Source organism: Enterocloster lavalensis, from assembly GCF_046603895.1.
Lineage (GTDB): Bacteria > Bacillota > Clostridia > Lachnospirales > Lachnospiraceae > Enterocloster > Enterocloster lavalensis.
This window is the reverse complement of the sequence record NZ_CP176637.1, coordinates 582,916-608,096: the sequence shown is the minus strand read 5'-3', so window position 1 is coordinate 608,096 and position 25,181 is coordinate 582,916. Positions and strand designations below refer to the sequence as shown.

At 56.3% G+C, this 25,181-nt stretch carries 19 protein-coding genes and 1 pseudogene; 14 read left to right on the top strand and 6 right to left on the bottom strand.

The annotated features are described in order from the left end of the window. Nucleotide 1: 1 nt before the first annotated feature. Complete coding sequence (locus ACK2JC_RS02625; RefSeq protein WP_107435162.1) at nt 2–925, bottom strand: LysR family transcriptional regulator; 924 nt, start codon at nt 923–925, stop codon at nt 2–4. Nucleotides 926–1,126: 201 nt separating this feature from the next. On the opposite strand from ACK2JC_RS02625, the gene ACK2JC_RS02620 reads away from it, so the two are divergent. The 8 genes and pseudogenes from ACK2JC_RS02620 (at nt 1,127) to ACK2JC_RS02585 (ending at nt 9,629) form a co-directional block, all read left to right on the top strand. Beyond that, nucleotides 1,127–2,128, top strand: a complete 1,002-nt coding sequence (locus ACK2JC_RS02620; RefSeq protein WP_118755279.1) for a hypothetical protein — start codon at nt 1,127–1,129, stop codon at nt 2,126–2,128. A 16-nt stretch (nt 2,129–2,144) separates the two neighbouring features. After that, nucleotides 2,145–3,209 (top strand): tRNA preQ1(34) S-adenosylmethionine ribosyltransferase-isomerase QueA, encoded by a 1,065-nt coding sequence (queA, locus tag ACK2JC_RS02615; protein WP_118755278.1) that lies wholly within the window; start codon nt 2,145–2,147, stop codon nt 3,207–3,209. Further along, nucleotides 3,209–3,373, top strand: a pseudogene (locus ACK2JC_RS02610) (S4 domain-containing protein); the annotation flags it as partial. The gene queA and the pseudogene ACK2JC_RS02610, both read left to right, overlap by 1 nt. A 267-nt stretch (nt 3,374–3,640) precedes the next feature. Next, the gene (locus ACK2JC_RS02605; RefSeq protein WP_320936426.1) at nt 3,641–4,246 is read left to right on the top strand and encodes a pseudouridine synthase; all 606 of its coding nucleotides are present in this window, start codon (nt 3,641–3,643) and stop codon (nt 4,244–4,246) included. 2 nt (nt 4,247–4,248) lie between these two features. Beyond that, entirely contained in the window at nt 4,249–6,213 is a 1,965-nt protein-coding gene (gene ligA, locus ACK2JC_RS02600; RefSeq protein ID WP_276851074.1) for an NAD-dependent DNA ligase LigA, read from the top strand. A gap of 83 nt (nt 6,214–6,296) precedes the next feature. Then, entirely contained in the window at nt 6,297–7,214 is a 918-nt protein-coding gene (gene metA, locus ACK2JC_RS02595; RefSeq protein WP_276851072.1) for a homoserine O-acetyltransferase MetA, read from the top strand. Between the two features lie 236 nt (nt 7,215–7,450). After that, entirely contained in the window at nt 7,451–7,660 is a 210-nt protein-coding gene (locus ACK2JC_RS02590; RefSeq protein ID WP_276851070.1) for a PIN domain-containing protein, read from the top strand. A gap of 289 nt (nt 7,661–7,949) precedes the next feature. Further along, a complete protein-coding gene (locus ACK2JC_RS02585; RefSeq protein WP_276851069.1) occupies nt 7,950–9,629 on the top strand; it encodes a methyl-accepting chemotaxis protein in 1,680 nt (559 codons plus the stop codon). Here the strand turns inward: ACK2JC_RS02585 and ACK2JC_RS02580 are convergent. Beyond that, complete coding sequence (locus tag ACK2JC_RS02580; RefSeq protein ID WP_276851067.1) at nt 9,591–11,072, bottom strand: GntR family transcriptional regulator; 1,482 nt, start codon at nt 11,070–11,072, stop codon at nt 9,591–9,593. The genes ACK2JC_RS02585 and ACK2JC_RS02580 overlap by 39 nt on opposite strands. A 237-nt stretch (nt 11,073–11,309) precedes the next feature. Here ACK2JC_RS02580 and ACK2JC_RS02575 point away from each other — a divergent pair, with 237 nt between their 5' ends. Then, nucleotides 11,310–14,096, top strand: coding sequence for an ATP-binding protein (locus tag ACK2JC_RS02575; protein WP_276851066.1), 2,787 nt, complete (start codon nt 11,310–11,312; stop codon nt 14,094–14,096). A 59-nt stretch (nt 14,097–14,155) separates the two neighbouring features. On the opposite strand, the gene ACK2JC_RS02570 is transcribed toward ACK2JC_RS02575, so the two are convergent. From ACK2JC_RS02570 to ACK2JC_RS02560, 3 genes are all read right to left on the bottom strand, one after another. Continuing rightward, nucleotides 14,156–15,067, bottom strand: a complete 912-nt coding sequence (locus ACK2JC_RS02570; protein WP_107435153.1) for a DUF4397 domain-containing protein — start codon at nt 15,065–15,067, stop codon at nt 14,156–14,158. 87 nt (nt 15,068–15,154) lie between these two features. Then, entirely contained in the window at nt 15,155–16,363 is a 1,209-nt protein-coding gene (locus ACK2JC_RS02565) for a GGDEF domain-containing protein (protein WP_320937683.1), read from the bottom strand. Next, entirely contained in the window at nt 16,345–17,535 is a 1,191-nt protein-coding gene (locus tag ACK2JC_RS02560) for a GGDEF domain-containing protein (protein ID WP_368272093.1), read from the bottom strand. The genes ACK2JC_RS02565 and ACK2JC_RS02560 overlap by 19 nt, the downstream gene beginning before the upstream one ends. 220 nt (nt 17,536–17,755) lie before the next feature. On the opposite strand from ACK2JC_RS02560, the gene ACK2JC_RS02555 reads away from it, so the two are divergent. The 5 genes from ACK2JC_RS02555 (at nt 17,756) to ACK2JC_RS02535 (ending at nt 24,264) form a co-directional block, all read left to right on the top strand. Beyond that, nucleotides 17,756–19,441, top strand: coding sequence for a methyl-accepting chemotaxis protein (locus tag ACK2JC_RS02555; RefSeq protein ID WP_368272094.1), 1,686 nt, complete (start codon nt 17,756–17,758; stop codon nt 19,439–19,441). 48 nt (nt 19,442–19,489) lie between these two features. Beyond that, nucleotides 19,490–21,769 carry a GGDEF domain-containing protein gene (locus ACK2JC_RS02550; RefSeq protein WP_320937686.1) on the top strand — a complete coding sequence of 760 codons (2,280 nt, stop codon included), beginning with the start codon at nt 19,490–19,492 and terminating at the stop codon, nt 21,767–21,769. Between the two features lie 643 nt (nt 21,770–22,412). Beyond that, a complete protein-coding gene (locus ACK2JC_RS02545; RefSeq protein WP_320936132.1) occupies nt 22,413–23,036 on the top strand; it encodes a hypothetical protein in 624 nt (207 codons plus the stop codon). 30 nt (nt 23,037–23,066) lie between these two features. Next, nucleotides 23,067–23,345, top strand: coding sequence for an acylphosphatase (locus ACK2JC_RS02540; protein WP_092363244.1), 279 nt, complete (start codon nt 23,067–23,069; stop codon nt 23,343–23,345). A gap of 76 nt (nt 23,346–23,421) precedes the next feature. Then, nucleotides 23,422–24,264 (top strand): YihY/virulence factor BrkB family protein, encoded by an 843-nt coding sequence (locus tag ACK2JC_RS02535; protein ID WP_092363246.1) that lies wholly within the window; start codon nt 23,422–23,424, stop codon nt 24,262–24,264. 14 nt (nt 24,265–24,278) lie between these two features. Here ACK2JC_RS02535 and ACK2JC_RS02530 read toward each other — a convergent pair whose 3' ends face one another. Then, nucleotides 24,279–25,169: a LysR family transcriptional regulator gene (locus tag ACK2JC_RS02530; RefSeq protein ID WP_320936131.1), complete on the bottom strand. Its 891-nt coding sequence runs from the start codon at nt 25,167–25,169 to the stop codon at nt 24,279–24,281. Nucleotides 25,170–25,181: the final 12 nt, after the last annotated feature.

Below are 25,181 nucleotides of genomic sequence, written 5' to 3'. Positions count from 1 at the left end.
TTCAAAGCGGAAATCTGTCCCTGACTGTGGTATAGACCTGGCTGGCGAAGGCTTCCACGGTCTTTAAGTGGCAGGACCCGGCGGAATAGACCATGACCACGTCCCGGTAAATGCCCGATTCTCCCAGGGAGAGGTAGATTAGATTGCTGGGATGGGGCACCCGCAGAGCGGACACGAAGGTGATGCCAAGGCCGCTCTGAACCATTTCCAGGGCCACGTTTACATTGCTGACGGAGTACAGGGTCCTGGTTCGGATGCGGTAGCCGTCAAACAGCCGGTCTGTGATCTTGCGGATTTTGGTGCCGGGCTCCGAGACGATGAAATCCAGGCCGGAGAGCTGTTCCGGGGCGATCCAGCGGCGTCCGTTTCCGCCTTCTTCGCCCTGGGCCAGCTTTAAGAGCGGATGGCTGGGGGAGACGGCCAGAAAAAGCTCCTCGCTGGTGATGGGATGGTGGACAATGGAGTCGTTGTTGAGGGGCGTGGAGATCAGGGCCGCGTCCAGCTGCTGGCTGATGATCATCTCCTCCAGCGCTCTGGAATTGGCTTCCGTGATGGAGACCGTGATCTGGGGGAAATTCCGGTGGAAGCTGTTGAGGATATCTCCAAGGAACAGCACGCTTTTGGCCGCCGGGATGCCGAAGCGGATCACGCCCAGCTCCAGCATCCGCATCTGCTTAAGCTCCCTCATGGCCGCCTGGTAGGAACGGTCGATCTCCTTGATCTTTTCCAGAAACAGCTCCCCGGCGTAGGTGGGGTGGACCCCGGAGGGGGTGCGGTAGAACAGGACGGTCCCGATGGACGCCTCGAAATTCTTTAAAAACTGGCTCAGATTGGGCTGAGACATATAAAGCTTTTCCGCCGCCCGGGAGATACTGCCTTCCCGGGCAATGGCGAGGATGTAGGTCAGTTCTTTGATTTCAACCATGGGCGCCTCCTGGGATGTTTTTATGTTTGCGTGTCTGATGCGAGTATAGCAATGGGGGGCGCGGCGTGTCAAGAAGGGGGGAATCGGTGCAGAATCCGCCACAATCCAAGATTGCAATTTATAATAGAGTCTGCTAAAATAGAGCGGAGACATTTTAAAGCAGAACGGGCGCGTTTCGCCCCGCACAGGAGGACAGAATTCATGAGTCGCAGAAGAAGGACAGGCAGAGGTTGGTCTGATGAAGATAAAATCAAATACATGCGGATGCTGGCGATCCCGCTGGTTGTTGTGGTAGTGCTGGTGATCATTATCCTGGTGATGGACAAGAAGCCCAAGGAGACGGATGCCACGGTTTCAGGCACGGACAACACGGTGGAGATCGTGGTGGAGCAGTCGGGTACCACGGCGGAGATGAGCGTGGAGCCGGACAACAGCGAGTACAAGACGGATTTCTCGGATTATGAGCTGAAAAAGGACGAGGTTCCCGAGGTGAACCAGCTGATCAGCGAGTATTTCCAGGCCAAGGTGGACCGGGACGCGCAGAAGCTCTACAGCCTGTTTGGAAAGACGGACGAGGAGAATCTGGACCAGCGGCAGAAGCAGCTGGACGCGGAGGCCGCCGAGATTGAGGACTACCAGGAGATCACCTGCTATACCAAGCAGGGGCTGACCGAGGACTCCTACGTGGTCTATGTGACCTACAAGATCAAATTCCGCAGGGCGGATTCCCTGGCGCCGGGACTTCTGTGGTGTTATGTGGTGAAGTCTGAGGACGGACAATACCGGATTCGCGAGAACGTGGTGGGCGAGGAGGCGGACTACGTGGCCAAGGCCAACCAGTCCGAGGACGTGCGCCTTCTGGCCTCCCAGATCAACCAGCAGTTGAAGGAAGCGCTGGAATCCGACGCGCTGCTGGCCGGGGCTTACAAGAAGCTTCAGAAGGGCGCGGTGGTGGACTCCTCCCAGCCGGAGGAGACAAAGGACAGCAACGTGTCCATTATCCCGGGCGGCCAGGAGACGACCGCGGCGGACGGGACGGAGACAGCCGGGACAACCCCGGAGGGAGCGCCCCAGGGCGGAGACGCGGGGCAGGAACAGGGACAGGAAAGCAGCGACAGCGCCGGTGACAGCAGCGCCGCTTCGCAAAATGAGACCGGGGCAGGGGAGAGTTCCTCCGCTTCCCAGGTAAAAATAGGCGAATAACCGGAGGCGTAAAGAGATGGATGTAAAGGATTTTAATTTTGATCTGCCGCAGGAACTGATTGCCCAGGATCCCCTGGATGACCGGGCCTCCTCGCGGCTGCTGGTGCTGGACAAGGATACGGGAGCGGTGACCCACCGGGTGTTCCGGGATATTGTGGAGTATTTGAGGCCGGGGGACTGCCTGGTGATCAACGACACCAAGGTGATTCCCGCCCGGCTTATGGGCGTGAAGGCGGACACTGGGGCAAAGATCGAGGTGCTGCTGTTGAAGCGCCGGGAGAACGATATCTGGGAGACCCTGGTAAAGCCTGGGAAAAAGGCCAAGCCGGGCACGGAGCTGTCCTTCGGGGACGGACTGCTGACCGGAACCGTGGTGGAGACGGTGGACGACGGAAACCGTCTGATCCAGTTCCATTATGAGGGGATTTTTGAGGAAATTCTGGACCAGCTGGGACAGATGCCCCTGCCGCCCTACATCACCCATCAGCTGAAGGACAAGAACCGTTACCAGACGGTATACGCCAAGCACGAGGGATCGGCGGCCGCGCCCACGGCGGGGCTGCATTTTACAAATGAATTGCTGCAGGAGATTGAGGACATGGGGGTGAAGATCGCCCATGTGACGCTGCACGTGGGCCTGGGGACCTTCCGGCCCGTGAAGGTGGAAAATGTGCTGGATCACCACATGCACTCGGAATTTTACGTGGTGGAGGAGTCCGAGGCGGCCAAGGTCAACGAAACGAAAGCCGCCGGGGGGCGGGTGATCTGCGTGGGAACCACCAGCTGCCGCACCGTGGAGTCCGCGTCCACGGAGGACGGGGTGCTGAAGGCTGGGACGGGATGGACGGAGATATTCATCTATCCGGGCTACCGGTTTAAAATTCTGGACGCCCTGATCACCAATTTCCACCTGCCGGAGTCCACGCTGGTGATGCTGGTCAGCGCTCTGGCCGGGCGGGAGCACATTCTGGCCGCTTACGAGGAGGCGATCCGGGAGCGGTACCGCTTCTTCTCCTTCGGGGACGCCATGTTCATCGCGCCGGACCCGGTGGCGCTGCCGCGGAAAACAGAGGAATCATGATGGAAGAACGTTTGAATAAACTGCTCAGCGCCATGGGCGTCTGCTCCAGGCGGGAGGCGGACCGGCTGATCGAGTCAGGGAAGGTTTTGGTGGACGGCGTACCCGCCAAGATGGGACAGAAGGTACGTTTGGACCAGACCGTTGTCTGCCGCGGTAAGGTGGTGGGACGCGGGGAAACGGCGGCGCCGGGGGCCGGGAGCGGGAAAGTGGCGAGAGGCGCCGGGAACAGGAAAGTGGCTCCGGGAGCGGGGAGAGGGAAGTTGACGCCGGGCGGCGGGAACGGTAAGTCCGTCAGGAGTGCTGAGAACAGCAAAACCGCCCGGAGCTCTGAGTTTGGGAAACCGGCGCAGGGCGCACTGCGCGGCAAGTGGGATCAGGGCGCAGAGAGCGTCAGAGATAATACTGCCGCCCCGGCCTCCTCCCCCCGCCCCATGAAAAAGCCCCGCCCCGTACTCCTCGCCGTAAACAAACCTAAGGGCGTGGTCTGCACGGCTTCGGACAAGGACAAGGCGCCGAACATTGTGGATATGATACAGTATCCCGTCAGAGTATATTACGTGGGCCGTCTGGACAAGGATTCAGAGGGCCTGGTTTTAATGACCAATCAGGGCGATCTGGTGAATAAAATCATGCGCAGCGGCAATGCTCATGAGAAGGAGTACCAGGTTGTCGTGGACCGGCCCGTGACCGCGGAGTTTCTGGCGCGGATGGAGAAGGGCGTGCGGTTGAAGGAGCTGGATCGGACCACCCTGCCCTGCAAGGTGCGAAAGACCGGGGACAAGCGCTTTTCCATCGTGCTGACCCAGGGCTTAAACCGCCAGATCCGCCGGATGTGCGAGGCCTGCGGTTGTCATGTGCGCTCTTTAAAGCGGGTGCGGGTGATGAACATCTGCCTGGGCGACTTAAAGAGCGGCGAATACCGCCAGGTGGAGGGCGCCGAGTACCGGGAGTTTATGAAACTTCTGGAACATTCCACCAGTTTGTCCTTCCGACAGCAAAATGCTGCCAGGGGGCGCGATCAATCGGATGGAGAATGAGAATGGAAGATAGAATCGAGAGAATGAAGGAACTTGTATCCCTGCTCTCCAAAGCGGGGAAGGCCTATTACCAGGAGAGCCGGGAGATTATGAGCAACTTTGAGTACGACCGGCTTTACGACGAGCTGACCGCCCTGGAGCGGGAGACCGGCATCACCCTGTCCGGCAGCCCCACCCAGCGGGTGGGCTACGAGGTCTTAAGCGAGCTGCCCAAGGAGACCCACGAGTCCCCCATGCTGTCTCTGGACAAGACCAAGAGCGTGGAGGATTTGCAGGCCTGGCTGGGGGACCAGAAGGGCCTGCTCTCCTGGAAAATGGACGGTCTGACCATCGTTCTGACCTACGACGGCGGAACCCTGGTCAAGGCGGTTACCCGGGGCAACGGCGAGATCGGCGAGGTGATCACCCCAAATGCCAGGGTGTTCGCCAACATCCCCTTAAACATCGCCCACAAGGGCCTGGTGGTGCTGCGGGGCGAGGCGGTGATCCTGTACTCCGATTTCCGGCGGATCAACGAGGAGATCGAGGACGTGGATGCAAAATACAAAAATCCCCGCAACCTCTGCAGCGGCTCGGTGCGCCAGCTGAACAGCCAGATCACGGCGGAGCGCAACGTGCATTTTGAGGCGTTCTCCCTGGTGCGGGCAGAGGGCGTTGACTTTGAGAACTCCCGCAAGCGCCAGTTTGAGTGGTTGAAGAGCCAGGGCTTCGAGGTGGTGGATTACCGGGAGGTGACGGCGGAAACGCTTCCTCAGGCGGTTCAGGAGTTTGCCGATGCGGTGGAGGGCAACGACATTCCCTCCGACGGCCTGGTGCTGCTCTATAACGATATCGCCTACGGCGAGTCCCTGGGCCGCACGGCCAAATTTCCCCGGAACTCCATCGCCTTCAAGTGGCAGGACGAGATCCGGGAGACCAAGATGCGCTACATCGAGTGGAGCCCGTCCCGCACCGGCCTGATCAACCCCGTGGCTGTGTTCGAGCCGGTGGAGCTGGAGGGCACCACGGTGAGCCGGGCCAGCGTCCACAACATCAGCATCCTGGAAGGGTTGGAGCTGGGCGAGGAGGACCGGATCACGGTCTACAAGGCCAACATGATCATCCCTCAGATCGCGGACAACTTAACACGCAGCGGGGTAAAGCATATCCCGGAGCAGTGCCCGGTCTGCGGCGGGACCACGGAGATCCGCCAGGTGAACGACGTGCGCAGCCTCTACTGCGTTAACCCGGACTGCCAGGCCAAGAAAATCAAGAGCTTCACGCTGCTGGTCAGCCGGGATGCCCTGAATATCGACGGCCTCAGCGAGGCCACCCTGGAAAAATTCATCGGGGCCGGATTCATCCACGAGTACGCGGATATTTTCCACCTGGACCGCCATCAGGAGGCTATCGTGGAGATGGAGGGCTTTGGGCAGAAGTCCTACGACAATCTGGTGGCGTCTGTGGCCAAAGCCGCCGACACTACGCTGCCCCGGGTGATCTACGGTCTGGGCATCGCGGGCATCGGTCTGGCCAACGCCAAGGCATTGTGCCGCCATTTCGGATATGAGTTCGGGAAAATGCGAAAGGCCGATGAGGAGGAGTTGGTGGCTGTGGACGGCATCGGAGCCGTCTTAGCCAAAGCCTGGATGGAGTATTTTTCTTCCGAAGCAAACAATGAGGCGGTGGACCACCTGCTGGCCGAGTTGACCATCGAGAAGGAAGTTGTGGAGGAGACCGAGCAGATCTTTGCGGGAAAAACCTTTGTGATCACCGGCTCCCTGGAACATTTTGGTAACCGGAAGGAATTGCAGGAGCTGATTGAGTCCAAAGGCGGCAAGGCCGCGGGCTCCGTTTCCGCCAAGACCAGCTATCTGATCAACAACGATTCCCTGTCCGCATCCTCCAAGAACAAGAAGGCTAAGGATTTAGGCGTTCCGATTATCACGGAAGAGGAGTTTCTCCGAATGCTGGAGCCCCTGGAATAAGGGGCTTACCGGAGCCGCCCGGGCGGCAGAAACAGCATGATTTGTAGTGGGCTATGCCCGCTGCCGGAAAGGGGAAACGAGATATGCCGATTAAAGTACAGAGTGATTTGCCGGCGAAAGCCATATTGGAAGAAGAGAATATATTTATCATGGACGAACGGCGGGCCATGACCCAGGACATCCGTCCGTTGGAGATTTTGATCCTGAATCTGATGCCCATGAAGGAGGAGACGGAGACCCAGCTGTTGCGGGCCCTGTCCAACACGCCCCTGCAGGTGGACTGTACGTTTCTGATGATGGCAAGCCACGTGTCCAAAAACACGTCGGCCAGCCATTTAAATAAGTTTTACGTGGAATTTAACGATATCAAGCGCAGGAAGTACGACGGAATGATCATCACCGGCGCGCCAGTGGAGAACCTGGAGTTTGAGGAGGTCAATTACTGGTCGGAGCTGTCCACAATTATGGAGTGGACGAAAACCCATGTGACCTCCACCTTACATATCTGCTGGGGAGCCCAGGCGGGGCTGTATTACCATTACGGGATTCCCAAATACCAGCGGGAGAAAAAGCTCTCCGGGATTTACAACCACAAGGTGTTAAACCGGAAGGTTCCGATGGTGCGCAGCATGAACGATTATTTCCTGGCCCCTCATTCCCGCTATACCGAGGTGAGGAGGGCGGATATTCTGCGGCACCCGGAGCTGGAAATCCTGGCCGAATCCGACGAGGCGGGAGTATTTCTGGTGATGAGCCGGGAGGGGAAGCAGATTTTCATCCAGGGACACCCGGAGTACGACCGTATGACCCTGAACAACGAGTACCACAGGGACTTGAAAAAGGGCCTGGACCCAGAGCTGCCCTGCAATTACTACGAGAATAACGACCCGTTCTCCGTGCCGCCGTTAATGTGGCGCAACACGGCGAATACGTTGTATGCCAACTGGCTGAATTTCTACGTGTATCAAACCACTCCTTATGTGTTGGATGAGGAAGCCTGAAAATGATTGCCATATGCGACTCAAATGCGACCACATTGCGATTTCCGTTGTATTGAAAACCGGCTTGGGCTATAATGAAGTTGGAAGAGGGCGGTTGCGATACAGTAAAAGGAGGCGCAATCCACGGAAGTATTAAGAGAAATCATAAACAGCAACAGGCTGAAAACCCTGTTTGCAGTGCCGAAGTCTATGGAGAATATGGACGTGGAGGTGATTGCGCTGCCACTTGCAGATAATTGAGCCTGATTGATGCGGCTGATGTAACCGGAGGCGACATAAGGGCGGCGCTGGACTGCGGCTGGAAGGACTTTGAGGACTGTGTTCAGCATCAGGTGACGTCACATAACCATGTCCGATATATCATCACAAGGAATGTGAAGGATTATGAGGGCAGCGAGCCGCAGCCTGTCACACCGGAAGCGTTTTTAGAGACGTTAAGTGAATAAAAATTGTGCAAGATATCTGTTTGTGAGAACGGGTATCTTGTTTTTTATTGTACGCATGCTCTTTGAACATCAGGAAACTGTTCTGAACAACCATTTTCAGATCAGTTCCTTTTTTATTCCCAAATCTCCCGATGATCCTCAAAAAACGCCCAAAAACGCCTAAAAAACGCCGCGGAATCCCTCAACCCCCCCGCCGGAAAATCGCCGTGTCAAGTCATTGCTATTTCCCATACTCTTTGCTATACTGAGATTAATTATTTTGTATGTGGTCACAGAAGCGGGAGGAAAAATGAAGAATATAAAGATTGGCAAAAAACTAGTGATTTCCTATGTGGTGATACTCCTTTTGATGATGTTGGGAACGGCCCTCAGCATCGCCAAGCTTGTGAGCTTCAGCCGGCAGATCGAAGCGTTTTACGACGGCCCGTTTCAGGTAAAGGGCAGCGCCAATATTATTAACTCCAGCTTTGAGAGAATGCAGAAGGCGGTTTACCGCACAATCGCCAATGAGGATCCGGCGATTGTGGAGGAGGCGATTGAAAACGCCAGAGATTCCGCCAAGGTCATCCAGAAGCAGCTTCCCATTGTGAGGGAGCACTTTACGGGGGATCCGGAGATCATCAACGGTCTGGAGGAGCAGCTGGACAAGCTGGCGCCCATGAGGCAGGAGGTGCTCACGCTGGCCTCCCAGAACCGGAAAAAGGAAGCCGCAAAATATATGGAGGCCAACAACATACCGACCATACATGCGGCCCAGGCGAAGCTGGATCTCCTGATTGAAAACGGCAATATAAAGGGCGAGGAGCTGATCAACAACCTTCGGGGAAGCCAAAAGGACGCCATCATCATGCTGGGGCTGCTGGGCTTTTCCAGCCTGCTTATCAGCGTCGTGTTCTGCGTTTACATCACAAAAGCCATCACGGTGCCGGTTTCTGAGCTGGAGCAGGCCGCCGGGAAGCTGGAACACGGACAGCTCAGTTCCACGGCGATTACCTACACGTCCCGGGATGAGCTGGGACATCTGGCGGACAGCATGCGCAGCGTGGTGAATTCCCTCCTGTTAATTATCCGCGACGAGGGGGAACTTCTGGGCGAGATGGCGAAGGGGAACTTTGACGTGAAAACCGGGGTGGAGGAACAATACACAGGCGATTTTGTCAGTGTGCTGGAATCCATTCGGACGATCAACACCTCGCTGAGCCGTGCGCTGGAACAGATCAACCTTTCTTCTGACCAGGTGGCTTCCGGAGCGGAGCAGGTGTCCTGCGGCGCCCAGGCTCTCTCCCAGGGGGCGACGGAGCAGGCTTCTTCCATGGAGGAGCTGGCCGCCACCATTATCGAAATTTCCAGTCAGGTGAAGGAGAATGCAGAACATGCGGAGGAGGCGAACCAGCGGGCCAACGCCGCCGGGGCCGAGGCGGAGGACAGCAACCTCAGGATGAAGGAGATGGTTTCGGCCATGGCGGACATCAGCAGCAGTTCCCAGGAGATCGGAAAGATTCTAAGGACCATAGAGGATATTGCCCTTCAGACCAACATTCTGGCGCTCAACGCTGCCGTGGAAGCGGCCAGGGCCGGAGATGCGGGAAAAGGATTTGCGGTGGTGGCAGGGGAGGTCCGCCAGCTGGCGGAGAGGTCGGCCCAGGCCTCCAAAAACACGGCTGTTTTGATCCAAAACTCCTTAAATACGGTGGATAAGGGCACAAAAATTGCAGATGAGACCGCGCGCTCCCTGGAGACCGTGCTTCTAAGCCTCCGCCATGTAATCGATAACGTTGGGCAGATTACCGAGGCATCCAGGCAGCAGGCGGATTCGATCCGGCAGCTGGAACAGGGAATCGAGCAGATTTCCACAGTCGTGCAGGCCAATTCCGCCACTGCGGAGGAGAGCGCAGCCGCCAGTGAGGAGCTGTCGGCCCAGGCTCAAATTTTAAAGGGTCTGGCGGGGCAGTTTCGAATCGGGGCTTAACAGTTCGGGTATCAGGAGCTTCTGCGCCTCGCCGATGCCCAGTTGAACCAGGTTTCGGATCGAAAAGTTAAATTCGTGTATCATAAGCTCCTCCAGAGCCTCTGCAAAACGGGCGGCGTCCCCTGCTTCAAGTGAGCTCATGAGTATTTCAAAGCAGGAACGGCAGCGGTTAATCCGGTCGCCGTTCATTTCCCATATGTTGCGCAGAGCGTATCCCCAGAAGAACTGCCGGAGCAGCTCCCCGTAGACGGTGCGGATTGCCTGGTAGGGAGCGGACAGCTTCAGCATCTCCAAAGCGTCATAAGTGACCAGTTCGTATAACTGCCGTTGCCCGACCGTGGATAAATGCGCAGCGCATTGTTGCCGTCCGGCGGCATCCAGCGACGCTATGGTGAGTTCGGAAACCTCCCGGCAGGACAGCGTCAGGATCTGCATGCTCCGGGCCATATCCAGCAGCCGTTTACGGACCACAGAGTTCGTGAAATCGCAGTTTTTGGACGTTTCATGATAGGAGAGCACCCGTGTCCCGATCCGCTTCTCAGACTTGACGGCTCCAATTCCGTTTAACAGGGACAGCGCCCGGCGGACCGTGCTCACGGACACATTCCGCTCCTTGGAAAGCTTATTTAAGGACGGCAGCAGTGAATGCTCGGGATAGTACCCCCGGCTGATCTGCGTGAGCAGGTCCATGGCCAGCGTGTAGCAGATCTGGGAGGCCTTTTCATAGGAACTCCACGCAAAGGAAATTTGCTGCTTCGGCGCAGGCGCGGTGATCCGCTCCTCATAAAACCGGCACAGAACCGCGGACAGGGATTCCTGGGCATCACAGATCGACTTTTGGAGGGAATCCCAATCCTTTTTGAGGCAAAATTCCAGATACCGCGGCGCGTATTCATTTACGGCGAATGTCCCCCAAGGATTTTTGGGTGTGCTCAGAAAGGGAGCCTCATAGAATGTAAAAATCTGCCAGAGGAGCCGGAGCAGGAGATCATTACCCAGGGAATCGAAGGCCTGTATCATAAATTCAAATGTGTTGGAGGGGGTCAGGGTGTGTTCGATTTTTTGCTGCCTCGTGCGGTCGTAGATCGCCGGGGGAGCGTTCTTGAACCCGACCCACTGAGCGCGTCCCAACAGCGGGTGAAGGGATTTGCTCATATCGATCAGGGCGTGTTTCCGCTCGGAATAAAAGCGCTGGACGTTCTCCTCGATCTCCGATTCGCTGTAATCCCGGACCACCACAGAGCCCACATTGGTGGACAGCGTAATGTAACCCTCCCGCTGCAGCCGGAGGTAGGCGGAACGCACGGTGTCCAGGGATACGAGAAAATTGTCCGCAGACTGTTCCATGGTGGGGAGGGTGCAGCCGCGCCGGTAGGCGCCGAATTGGATGTGGGTCTTTAAAACATTGTATACGATCTGACACCGTTCCATATCATTTTTCACGTAGTTTTCCTCATTTCATATCGCTCAGTATTGTAATACGGGTTATGTGGAATTGTGCTTTGTAACTTCTTTCAAACAGTATCATAACATCATTTGATGCCGTTTGCCAAGTTCATTCTTTGGGTTGCCGGGATTCGTTTTGGTTGCCCTTTTCCCGGGGGTTTGCTATACTGTAATAAATATGGATATGAGTAAGGATGATCGGGAAACAAAATCCTGTATCAGTGGAGAGCGCATATGAAAAAGAAGAGATGCCGCTGGGGGATATACCTGGCGGTTGGACTGCTGGCTGGCCTGATGGGCCTGTGGAATACCGGGACCGCGACGGCCCAGGATTCCGGGGAGCGCCCGTTAAAAGTGGCGTTTCCCGAGCTGGAGGGCCTCAGCGAGACAGACCGGTACGGCTGTCACAAAGGCCTGATTGTGAACTACCTCGATGAGATCGCCAAATACACCGGCTGGGAGTATGAATATGTTCCCGTAGCCAATGACGATATGGTCTCCAACTTTATGGAGGGGCAGTACGATCTGATGGGCGGCACATTTTATTCCCCGGGATTTGAGGAATACTTCGCCTACCCGGATTACAATACGGGAAGGAGCCGTGCGGTCCTTCTGTGCCGCCGGGATGACGGCCGTCTGCTGGGATACGACCTGACTACGCTGAACGGGAAAACCATCGGGGTCTACGACCGGGCCGTGGATAAAATCCGGCATCTGAATGAATTTTTGACCAGCAACGATCTGGAATGCGGGCTTAAATATTATACATACGAGGACATGAAGGACGGCAACCTTTATGAGAAGCTGCGCAGCGGCGACGTGGACATGCTGTTGGGAAACGACCTGGAGATCGGCGGTGAGTTCCGCATGGTCGCGTCCTTCCAGGCCCAACCCTATTACATTGTCACCACTGTCGGGAACACGGAAATTCTGGAAGGTCTGAACACCGCGCTTCGGTATATTCTGGAGTCCACGCCCAACTTCGCGGATCAGGTCTATTTTGCAAATTTTCCGGACCTGAAGCTGGCGGACATTCAGTTAAACGACAGCGAGCTGCGTTACATTGAGGAGAAGGGAACCGTCACCGTTGCCATTCCCACAGATTGGCATCCCTTCTACTGTATAGGAGGGATGGAGGAACTGCATGACGGCATCCTACCGGACCTGCTGAAGGAAATCACCGCCTTTACCGGCCTGCAGTTTACGTTTCGTTACGGGGACAACTACGCGGAGTGCATCCGCATGGTGCAGCAGGGCGAGGCGGATATCCTGGGGGCTTACCTGGACGGCAATGAACAGGCCTTCCGCAGCAATCTGGCTCTGTCGCAGCCGTATATGGACCTGAACAATATCGTGATTAAGCATAAATCGGTCAGCTACCCGGAGCCGGGACTCATCTGCGGGATTCTGACCGGGAGAAAGCTGCCTGACAGCTTTGGGGCGGAGGAAATCCGCAGATATGACTCAGTGGCGGAATTGCTGGGCGCGGTCAATACCGGGGAAGTGGATTATATCTACGGCGTCTCCGCCATGCTGGAGCAGGAACTGCAAAACCACCGGTATCTGAACGTAATGCCGGTGACGCAGGAGAGCGACAGCACGGATGTGGCCTTTGCAGTACCCAGGCCGGTCAGGCCGGAGCTGCTCACGGTTTTGAACAAGGCCATCGGCAATATTCCCACGGAAGAGAAAAACGCGCTGCTGAACCAGAGTCTGGTTTCTGTCGGCTATACCGGACTGTCCCTGCAGGAGTTGTTCTACTCCAACCCGCTGGTCTGCGTTTTGATTCTGTCGTGCGCGCTGATTTTAATTATGTCCGTGATCCTGATGATCGTGAGAGGCAGGATGAGAAACGCCCTTCTGCAGAGCAGGCTGGAAGCGGCGGAGGCCAAGAGTACGGCCAAGAGCGTTTTCCTGTCCCAGATGAGCCATGAGATCCGCACGCCCATGAACGCCATCATCGGCCTGACCGATCTGACCTGCAAGGAGCGGGACGTACCGCCGGAGATCGAAAAAAAGCTGAAAAAGATTCACAGCTCGTCCCAATACCTGCTGGCCCTGATCAATGATATCCTGGATATGTCCCGGATCGAGAACGGGAAGATGGAGATCGAGCAAAAGGAATTTTCGCTGTCCCTTTTGCTTCAGGAACTGCAGAGTATGATGAGCATCCAGGCGGAGCAGAAGGGGCTGGATTTTCAGGTGGATTTTCATGCCGGCTATGACTGGCTGGAAGGGGATCCGGTCCGTCTGCGCCAGATTTTGATCAACCTGCTCTCCAACGCGGTTAAGTTCACCCCCGCCGGAGGTACGGTAACGCTCCGGGTGGAGGAGCAATCCTGCGGGGAGGATGAGGTGGAATACCGTTTTTCCGTGCGGGATACCGGCGTGGGCATCCCACGCGGGGACCAGGAGCGCATTTTCGCCTCATTTGAGCAGCTGAGGCCCTCCATATCCCAGAGCGCGGGAACCGGGCTTGGCCTTCCCATCAGCCGCAATATCGCCAGACTGATGGGCGGGGACCTGGAAGTGAAAAGCGAGCCTGGAAAGGGATCGGAGTTTTATATGACGCTGCGGTTCCCCAAAGGAGCGATGGCGCCGCCGTCGCCGGAACCGGCCGGACAGGAGAATGGGCTGGAGGGCATGAAGGTCCTGCTGGCGGAGGACAACGACCTCAACGCCGAGATCGCCCAGGAGTTATTGGCAATGGCGGGAATTACGGTGTGCCGCGCGGCCGACGGTCAGGAGGCGGTGGACCGGTTCTGCGCCGGAGCGCCGGGAGAATTTCAGGCCGTTCTCATGGATATCCGCATGCCGGTGAAAAATGGCCATGAGGCAGCCCGCGAGATCCGCTCCTGCGGACGGCCGGACGCAGACGTGCCCATTATCGCCATGACCGCCAACACCTTCAAAGAGGACGAGGAGGAGGCCAGGGCATCGGGCATGAACGGTTTTGTGCCCAAACCCATCGATCCCGATCGGTTGTTCGCCACTCTGCGCGAGTATGCACAGGTCCGCTGAACCCATTAAAAATACGCCCAGACCGGGAATTTCTCCCGGGATGGGCGTTTTTTGACAGGTCAGTTTCTCCGGTCCTCCACCAGCAGGGTCTGGATCGTGTCGGGCGAGGGGTTCCAGTTGAGCACATAGGCCGTGTAGATCCGGCGGGGATTTAAGATCACCGGCGTTGTGACCAGCGTTGTCTCAGGCCGGGCGGACCTTGAGACGGACAGCAGGTAGCTGCCTGCGTTAAAGGGGCTGAAGCTGGCAGCGTCCTTAAATTGCACGGAATTGAAGTAGACGTTTCCGATGGCCGCGTTGACCGGACCGCTGTAATAGGCCAGGTTGCAGACCCGGAAGCAGGCGGAGTTGTAACCGGAGGGACAGGTGGTGTCCTCGATCACAGTCAGATCCAGGCCGGTTGGGGCGTTGATTATCGCCACCGTCGCCATGCCGCCGCCCACATACAGGGATTTGCGCAGATAGGTGTATCCGTTCGTCCCTGCCACCGTAAAGACATGGTAGCCCTGGGAGATCTGGTTGTAGCGGGTGATCTCCGGGAATCCCAGCCCTGAGCTGGCCAGCCGGCCGTCGATCCATATGGAAAACGGATTATAACCCGTCGCCGCATTTAACAGGCGGATGGAACCGCGGACCCACTGGTTGTTGCTGCAGAACAGGCATGGGACGTAGGGCGGAACGACGGGGTAGGACGGGGGCATGACGGAGAAGTCCGGGTCAATGGGTTCGTAGGGGGGCATGACCGAGAAATCCGGGTCAATGGGTTCGTAGGGAGGCGTGACCGAGAAATCCGGGTCAACGGGTTCATAGGGGGGCGTGACCGAGAAATCCGGGTCAACAGGTTCATAGGGGGGCATGACGGAAAAATCCGGATCAATGTTGTTGTCTGTCGGAGGCACGGAAAAACCGGGGTCGATCTGCTCTTCCGATATCTGGGCAGCGGTCAGAGGTAAGGATTCAAATTCATTCATAGTGGCAGCCTCATACTGAGCTCTTTATAAAGGATATATGCCCCGGTACAGGCTGCCGTGTAGAAAAAACGGAGTTTTCCCGGTATTTTAAGACCGGGCCATTTTCTCATAGTATTTTAATTTGTATTGGTACATCTGATCGTCCGCTTCGGCGATCAGACTCGGATAATCGGTACAGTCTCCGCGGACTACGCCGTAGCTGATGGAGCGGGGATACCGGGCCGGCCCGGATTTGAGCTGTTCATTGGCCTGTTCCAGGGCAGCCGCCAGCTCCGGCTCGTTCACCCCGTTCCCCATCATGACGAACTCGTCTCCGCCGTAGCGGAACAGATCCATGTTTAACCGGCTGCTGATTTCAGAGAGAATCCGGGAAACGTCAATCAGGTAAACGTCCCCCTCCAGATGCCCGAACTGGTCGTTGGTGGTCTTTAGGCCGTTCACATCTATAAACGACAGGGTGATGCAGCTGCCGTAGCCGGCATACTCTTCCAGGCGCTTCTCAAAGAGCTGGCGGTTGTTCAGGCCGGTCAGCATATCGGTGTAGGCCAGCTTCCAAAGCTTGTTGATGTCCTGCTTTTCCTGGATCAGACGGCTGCGGATTTCGTGCTGCTTCTCCATATAGTAGTGGAGGGAGGCGACGCGGAGGGAGTAGATGATTGTGATCACCAGGACAAAGATGGAAAAAACAGCGGATTTGATCCCCCAAGTTTTGATACCCATCTCGTTGCCCGACTGAGAGTAGGCGAGGAGCTGAATCATCAGAAACAGATAGATGAATACCTCGGTCCAGGTGTAGAACACAAGGCTTTTCCGGTAACGCATCATCCGCTCCAGCTGGGCGGAAAAATGGCTGCGCCGCAGGCCGTACATCAGGAAAATCATGGCTGTAAATCCGAGAAAAATCGGAAATGATTTTATGGAGGACAGCGCATTGTCAAAGGTGCTGACCGGTATGTTGAGCAGGATCGAGGTAAGGCTGCGGAAGAACACGTTTAACGCCAGGCCCATAATCACGCAAAACAGCGCCAGTCCATAGGACACAAGAAGGTCGAAGGAAAATGCCAGGCGGACTTCCAGGCCCAGAAGAATTAGAAAAATAAACCAGTTGACCACCAGTGGAAGTTCCAGGCAGCTGGCAATGAAAAACCACAGGTACACGAAAAAGAAGCAGGCGAAATGAAGCCGGCCGGATATGGGTTTCCTGCGGATTTCAGCAGAGAATTTGAAAAATTCATTACTGAAAAAATAGTAGGATACCGCGGTTATCAAAACTTGAATCAGATTGTTTCCGTCCATAGGCTGCCACGCTGCTTTCTGCTTTTATCTGCGTACATTCGCTGATCCGCCGCGTCCATATAGCGGTCGACCGAATCTTCGTTGGAGGAGATTCCGTAGCTGAAGAAAATCTTGTCTTTGGGATCGGCCGTTTCCAGGAGCTTTAGCTGGAGATTCCGGACCAGAGTTTCAATCCGGTTGATTTCCCCGCCCGGGAATACCAGCAGAAACTCATCGCCGCCGATCCTTGCCAGATAGCCCTCCCCCTGCATCATGCCGGTGCAGGTGTCGGCAAAGCGTTTCAGCATCAGATCCCCGAAGGTGTGCCCGTACAGATCATTTGCGCGTTTGAGGCCGTCTAAGTCAATGAAAACGCAGATCAGCCGGAGTCCGTTTTGGATGTGACCGGCCATGATGGAGCAGATTTCGCGCCGGTTGTACGCGTTTGTGAGGGAATCGACTTCGCTTGTTTTTTTCAGGGATTCTTTTTCAAAATACCGCTGGGCGATCAGAACCTCGCTCTCTTCATACTGCCGCCGAAGCTCCTCGCTTTTGGCAAACACATAGTTGTAATTCAGGAAGTTGAACATCAAAAAGAAGATCAGGACGTCTCCGCTGACCAGAAGCAGGTAGGAGATCCGGCCGGCCGGATAAAGGGTCAGGATCATGGAATCCAGAATGTGGTAAGCGGAGCAGACAAAGAGGAAGCGGGTATAGATCACTACCTTGGATTTATCGTAGTCTTGTTTCCACAGAAATTCGGGGTGGGAGTGGAGCAGGAACAGACACGCCACATTAAAGAACGCGAACGTCGTGTTCATGACAATAAGCCGCAGCTCCGTATTCGACGCTATGCGGGCCATATCAAATTTCAAAAGCCCGGCAGTTCCGATGACGGTCATCAACAGGGAGGTGTAGATCAGATAAATGACCATGGTGAAATGATTCATCATCAGACGCCGGTTCGGGTAAGGCAGTACGTTGAGAAACAGAAGGAACAACAGGCCAATCAGCAGGACCGGCAGAGGAATCAACAGAATGGCTCCCAAAAAGATCCAGACAATGCGCAGGACGGCGCACAGCGTGTGATAACCCCTGTGTGCCGGATCCGGGACACCCATGGCGGCCATCATCCGGTTCAGCAGGTATTCCGATAAACCATTCAGAAACAAAAGCATCGGAAATAAAATCATGGCTGCCTCCTTAAATTTGATCATCTGATCCTTATATTTTATCATGATTTCCGATAAAGAACAACGTAATTTGACACAGCCCGGGCCGGAACGCGGGGAATAGATGTAAAAGGTTGGAAAAAGCCCTGGCAAAGCTTGTAAAATCAAGGGGGGTCGGGTATAATTAAGGGCGGATGCCTACAAAAAACGTCAATAATCGAAAGCGGAGGTTCGGGTGACCATGAAAAATTTTAAGGTGGCAAAAAAGCTGTTCATTTCATATGCGCTGATCTTCGTACTGCTGATAGCGGGGTACATTGTGAGTATTGGCGATCTGATGGGAATGGGCCGGCAGATCGAGACCTTCTACGGGGGGCCGTTTATTGTGAACAACAGCGCGGGTATTGTCAACGCGAATTTTGAACAGATGCAGAAGTCTGTTTACAGGGCGATTTGTAATTCCGATCCGGAGATTGTGGCGGAGGCCATCGCAAAGGCGAAGGAGTCTGCCCTTATCATAGAGAAGCAGCTGCCGGTGATCCGGGAGCATTTTTTAGGCGACCAGCAGATTGTGGACCGCTTGGACACCGCTTTCACGAAACTGAAGCCCATGAGGGAGCACGTGCTGGCCCTGGCCTCCGAGAACCGGAACGCCGAGGCGGCCGATTATATGGAGAAGAACAATATTCTGGTCATCAAAGAGGCGCAGATGGAGTTGAACAGCCTTCAGGAGAACGGAAACGCCAGGGGGGAAGCCCTGGTCGGAGGTTTGCGGGACCAGCAGGCCGGAGCCATCGGCCGGCTGGTGATTCTGGGGATTGTGAGTTTGACGGTCAGCCTGGTCTTTGGCATCTACATAACCCGGGGGATCACGCTGCCGGTTCAGGAGTTGGAGAAGGCGGCCCACGATATCGCCCGGGGAGCGTTTTCCGAGGTGCAGATCCGGTACCGGTCAAAGGATGAGCTGGGGAGTCTGGCCGGAAATATGCGCAGCATGGCGGCCACGCTGTCGGATGTGATCGCGGATGAAACCCATGTGCTGGGAGAGATGGCCCAGGGGAATTTTGCAGTGCACGCCAGCCAGAGAGAGCGCTATGTGGGGGAACTTGAGCAGATTCTGCTGTCCATGCGGGAGATCAACCGGCGCCTGAGCAGAACGATGTTTCAGATCAACCAGTCCGCCGACGAGGTGGCGGCCGGTTCCGAACAGGTATCCGTGGGAGCCCAGTCCATGGCGCAGGGAGCCACCGAACAGGCGGCCTCCATCGAGGAACTCTCCGGAACCATCAACGAAATTTCCGGCCAGGTGTACCGGAACGCCCAGAGCGCGCAGACGGCAGGCGAGAAAACACAGCGTGTAAAAGCGAGCGCGGATGCCAGCGGACAGTGCATGCACGAGATGTTGACCGCGATGGGGGATATCAGCAAGAGCTCCGGTGAAATCCGGAAAATCATTAAGAGCATCGAGGACATCGCCCTGCAGACCAACATTCTTTCGCTGAACGCCGCAGTGGAGGCAGCCCGGGCGGGAGCGGGAGGCAAGGGTTTCTCCGTGGTGGCAAATGAGATCCGCAGTCTGGCCAACAAGTCCGCGGCCGCTTCCAAGGATACGGCGGCATTGATCGAGAGCTCCCTGAAAGCGGTCGAGAAGGGAACGCGGACGGCCCATCAGACGGCCAAGGCGCTGTCCGAGGTGGTGGACGGCATCGACCATGTGGCGGAGCTTTTGGACCACATCACGGAGGCGTCGCTGAAACAGTCGGATGCAATCCGGCAGATCACGGAGAGCGTGGAGATGATTTCCGGCGTGATCCAGACGAATTCCGCCACTGCGGAGGAGAGCGCCGCCTCCAGCGAGGAGCTGTCCTCCCAGGCACAGCTGCTCAATCAGCTGGTAAACCGCTTTAAATTGCTGCAGGAGGCATAAGAAGAGCGGCCAGGCGGCTGAAAACTGGAAAGATTTGGGGAAAAGTGAATGGGCGATACGAAGGTTTGGGAGGGAGAACGGATTCGGGCGTACAAGCGGTGGAATGCGACCGCAGTGGGGCTGTGCCTGTGTTTTGTGCTGGGCAGCATCCTGTTTCTCACCAATATGGGACGGCAATACACAAAAGAAAATCTGGTGCTTCTGGACAACGCGGCGTTCCAGCATGAGACGGCGCTGGTCAAGCAGGTGGAAGGCGATTTCCAGACCCTGCACGGCGTTGCGGTTTTTGTGGGCCGGAAAGATATCATGGACCCGGAACAGCTGATCCGCCTGGTGGGGGAGGTAAACGAGGGAAATGCGTTTATCCGCATGGGCCTGGCCAACCCCAAAGGGAAACTGGAGCTGATGGAGCTGGGCGGAAAACGGTATCCGGGCATCGACATATCGGAGGAGGAATTTTTCCGTCAGGCCCTGGCCGGGCGGGACACGATCTCCCAACCGATGCCGGATCCCTACCGCGAAGGGGAATATATCAATTACTATGCCGTGCCAATCCGAAACGGGGAGGAGGCTATTGTGGGCGTGCTCTGCGCGGTGAACGGCGCGGATGTGGTGCGCGCGATTATCGAAGCGCCCCTGTTAAACGATTCGGGGTACACCAATCTGTACAGCAGCCGGGGAACGCTGATTATGAGTTCAGGGACCGCTTCGGCGGACGGCGGACAGCCGCAGGAGCTGGCCGGGCTGGCGGGGTTGAGCGAGATGGAGCGGGCGGCCGTGGAGGAAGCGCTGGAGCAAAATTCCAGCGTCCATTTCAACTATAAGGCCGGGAACACCGGGATGCTGGCGGTGTTGGAGCCGTCGGGGGTGGAGGATTGGTTTGTGCTCTGTTCCATTCCCATGGCGGCCCTGAACCAGCGGTATGTGGTGACCTCGGTGGGCGCAATGCTGATCATCGTGGCGGCATGCAGCCTGTTTTCGCTGCTGCTTTGGCGGCAGCGCCGGATGATGAACCGGAATCGGGCGGTGGTCGAGCGGCTGGCTTACGAGGATAGTCTGACCGGCGGGAGGAACTACAATCAGTTTCTGATGGAGGCGGAGCTGATCCGGAGACAGGACGGCCGGCTGGCGGTCTGGTATTGTGACCTGAAAAAGTTTAAATACTACAACGACGCTCTGGGTTATGCGGCGGGGGATGATATGCTGCGCCGGATGTACCGCCTGTTTGAGCGATTGGAGCAGCCGGACGGGATGTTCTGCCGGCTGATGGCGGACAACTTCGTGGGACTGCGGTGGTATGAGCAGCGGGAGGAGTTGACGGAGTGGTTCGGCCAGGTGGTGAGGGAGTTCCATCTGGAGGAGAGCGAGACGGCCAGCCGTTCCTATATCGAGCTGTGCATGGGATTTTATTGTCCCGATCCGTCGGATTCGGAGCAGCTTACGGTGAACGAGATGGTCAACCGGGCCAACATGGCGCAGAAGTCCATCAAGGGGGAGTCCGGCAGCCGCTGCGCCTTCTTCAATGAAACCTTAAGGCAGCGTTTCCAGCAGGAGGCGTCGATGGAGGCCCAGGGGCAGCAGGCGTTGTCTGAAGGCCAGTTTCAGCCCTATTTCCAACCCAAATTCGATATTCAGCACGGCGACTGTCTGACGGGCGCGGAGGTGCTCTGCCGCTGGATCCATCCCCAAAAGGGGATGATTCCGCCGGGCCAGTTTATCCCGGTATTTGAGAAGAGCGGGCTCATCGTGCAGTTGGACCGGTATGTGTTTGAACAGGCGTGCAGTTGGTACCGCCGGTATCTGGACGGAGGCGGGAAGCGGATCAATCTGGCGGTCAATGTCTCCCGCGCCGGACTTTTGCGGGAGGACTTTGTGGATTATTACGTCCGGATTAAGGAAAAGTACGGGATCCCGGACGGCGTGATGGAGCTGGAGGTCACGGAGAGCCTGGCCCTGGGCGGCGAGGAGCTGCTCTGCCAGCTGGTCTGTGAATTGCAGGCGCGCGGATTCACCTGCTCCCTGGACGACTTCGGCTCCGGCTACTCTTCCCTGAACCTGTTGAAGAATCTTCCGATCCGGGTGCTGAAGCTGGACATCCTGTTTTTCCAGCGGAGTGTGGACAAGGTCCGCGAGCGGATCGTGGTGCGCAATATTATCAATATGGCGCGGGAATTGAAGATCCGGGTGATCGCCGAGGGCGTGGAGGAGACGGAGAGCGTGGAATTTCTGCGCGGGGCGGGCTGCGATATCGTGCAGGGATATGTGTTTGCCAGGCCCATGCCTCTGGCGGAGTTTGAAGCGCTGTTGGCCGAAGCGGCCGGGAAATGATCGTGAGGACAAAGAAAAATGACCAGCCGGGGGAGCTGGTCATTTTTCAAGGAGAAGGTATTTCGTTTCTTATGGGGTGTAGCAAAAACTATATAATGTATTGGGGGGGTTACGTCTATTATAATAGCACAGGGTATGAAAAAAGTGTGTACAAACTTTTGAAGATATGAAAATATATTTTATGCAAAATTGATAGAGACGACTAACCGGCGGAAAATTTGCCGCCAACTGCCCATTGCATTCAACGAAAACGACCAGCCGGGGGAGCTGGTCGTCTTCAAGGAGAAGGTATTTCGTTTCTTATGGGGTGTAGCAAAAACTATATAATGTATTGGGGGGTTACATCATTATAATAGCACAGCGGTTAAAAAAAGTGTGCACAAACTTTCGAAAAATGGGAAAAAGTTTCTATATAAAATGATGATGGTTTCCGGATTCCGGGCCGGGAGAGGCCGGAAATATGATCAAATTTCCGGGGGGTTAAGGGGCTGTTTGCCGCACACCGGATTGTCCGGCCGGGCGGGGGGAGTTTTTTACCGGGGATTTTCAAATTTCATCTGGCGGTTTTTCAAAAAATATGGCATAATATCATAGATAAGCGTTAAATTTTTGTTAATACGCAGATGAAAATCAGGGGATCGGAATGTTTAAAACAAAACGGATGGTGCGGGAGCTGCTGATTCTGTTTCTGGTCATGCTGTGCGCGATTCTGCTGTCCGGCGTCCTGCTGGTCCTGAACAGGTCGTCGGAGCAAACGCAGCTGAAACACATGACGGAGCGGAACTTTTGCGCCGCGCACATTTATGAAAACTTGCTGGGCATGGAGCATGCCCTCGGAGCGGGCGGCTCTCAGGCCGGGCGCGGGGAAGCTTACCGGGAGCAGAGCGGGAGGCTGGAACAGAATTTGCAGGCTATGGCGGTCATGGCCTCGGACAGCGAGCGTTTGATCGGTTACGTGCAGCAGATCGACGGTTTTCAGCGCAGCCAGGAGCGCCTGTGGCGGGAGACGGACGGGGATCAGGCCGTGTCCGCCTCGCTGGAACTGTTGGAACAGCAGAAGCTCTGCGCCCAGAACCTGATCGATGAAAATTTCCGGGTGTCCAGCGAAAAATATCTGGAAGATATGCGGGTGATCGACCGGCAGCGGCTGACCGTGTGGGGCTGTGTGGCGGTGATCCTGTTTTCAGGCATGATCCTGATGTTCAACCGCCTGCGGCAGCTTCCAGATGCGTTGGAGGAGAACCTGCGGGCAAACCAGGGGCGTTAATCCGGGAATCGGTGAAAGGAGCGGCGGTTAATGGAGAAAGTCAGAAAACATATTATCTTTTCCGGGAGGGTTCAGGGCGTTGGGTTTCGGTACACGGCCTGCTATCTGGCCAGACCGCTGGGCCTGACCGGCTGGGTGAAAAATTTATGGGACGGCGATGTGGAGATGGAGGTCCAGGGCGATCCTGCGGCTATCGGACGCCTGATCCAGGGGCTTGAGAGCGGGCATTTCATCCGCATCGAACACATGGAGGTTGAAGAGATTCCCGTGATCCGGGAGCGTGAATTCCGGGAAACCTGGGATTCGTAACCGCCTTGCTATTTTTCCTGCGCTGTGCTAATATCTTAATAATATTCGCATCAAAGGAAATGTTAAGGGGTAGTTTATGGTCAGATTGATAATCAGGATCAAGCAGATTTATGATAAATTCGCCGCGGATGAGATGACGGTCTATGCAGCCCAGGCCTCGTTTTTTACCATCATCGCGGCATTTCCATTTATCATGCTGCTGCTCACGGTGGTGCAGATCGTGCCCAGCGTCAGCCAGGGGGAGCTGATGGAATTCATACTCGCCCTGGTCCCGGTGGGCTATAAGTCCGTTGCCTTCCGCGTGATCAGCGACCTGTCGTTAAAGTCGCCGGCCACCATGATCTCCGTCACCGCCGTCACGGCTCTTTGGTCCTCGTCCAGAGGTATGATGAGCATCGCAAAGGGTTTGAACCGGGTGCAGGGAAAGGTGGAGAAGCGCTGGTACATTGTGAAACGGCTGATCTGCGCCGGATACACGATTGTGTTTATCCTGGTGTGCGTGCTGTCCCTGGGCCTGCTGGTGTTCGGCACCACGATTCAGAATTTCGTGCTGCGCCAGTTCCCATTGATCGCCCGGGTGACCCAGCACATCATAAGTCTGCGCACGCTGCTGGCGCTGGCGTTTTTTATGTTCGTGTTCGCCGGGATTTACACTTATGTGCCGGACCGGAAGCTTTCGCTAAAGTCCCAGCTCCCGGGAGCTATGTTCACCACCGCGGGCTGGATTTTGTTCTCAATGGCGTTTTCCCTGTATTTTAAGCTGTTCGGCGGAAACAACTTTTCCTATATGTACGGGAGCCTGACCGCCATTGTGCTGCTCATGCTGTGGCTGTACGGCTGTATCTGCGTGCTGTTTTTCGGCGCGGAGCTGAATTATTACCTGGAAATCTACCGGAGCGAGGAGGGAAAGGGGCTGTGATGGAAAGCTGGGCCTCAGCCCGCGCTTTCGCCGTGCTCCGGCACCTGAAACGACTGGAAGAAATGCTGGCCTACCGCGGAGAGGCCGGCATTTTTCAGTTTCACCAGGGCGATGGTGCTGGTGAGGGGCGAGGAGCTTATGATCTTGGCGGTCATAGGGAAGGGGGCGGACTGCCAGCCGTTTACGATGGAGGCCGGAACCACCGCAACGCCCACCCCGGAGGCGGCCCACATCAGGCTGGTCCGCGCGTCGTCGTTGACGCAGAGGTATTCGGGCTGGGGATGGGGGAACATCCGGCCGAGCACGGATTCCCAGCGGCGGTAGATGATCAGGGGCAGGGCGGCCAGTTCCTTTAAGGGAAGCTTCGGCCCGCAGTCCGCCGGGAAGAAGTCCGCCCTGCCCACGGCCAGCATGGGTTCCTCCGTCAGATAACGGCAGTCGAAGGACTCCTCGGGAAACGGGGTGCGCACCAGGGCGGCGTCGATCTGCCCGGTGGTGAGCTTGTCAAGGAGCTGGTAGGTGTTTCCCTCGCTGATGCGAAAGGACATCCCGGGATAACGCCGCCGGAACAAGGCAATACTGGTAATGATTCCCTGGGTCTCCACGGAGGAGATCATACCCAGGCGCAGCGTGCCCAACAGCCCGTCCTCCAGCTGTTTCAGCTCCTTTCTGGCGGCCTTTGTCATCTCCAGGATGCTGACGGCCCGGTTGTAGAACAGGCGGCCCGCCTCGGTCAGCCGGATGGAGCGGGAGCCCCGGTCGAAGAGCGTGACGCCCAGCTCCTCCTCCAGCTGGCGCATCTGGGCGCTCAGAGGGGGTTGGGAGATATGGAGGGAGCGGGCTGCGCCGGAAATGCTGCCCTCGCCCACAATGGCGGTGAAATATTCCATCTGCTTTAAATTCATGGCGCCTCCTAT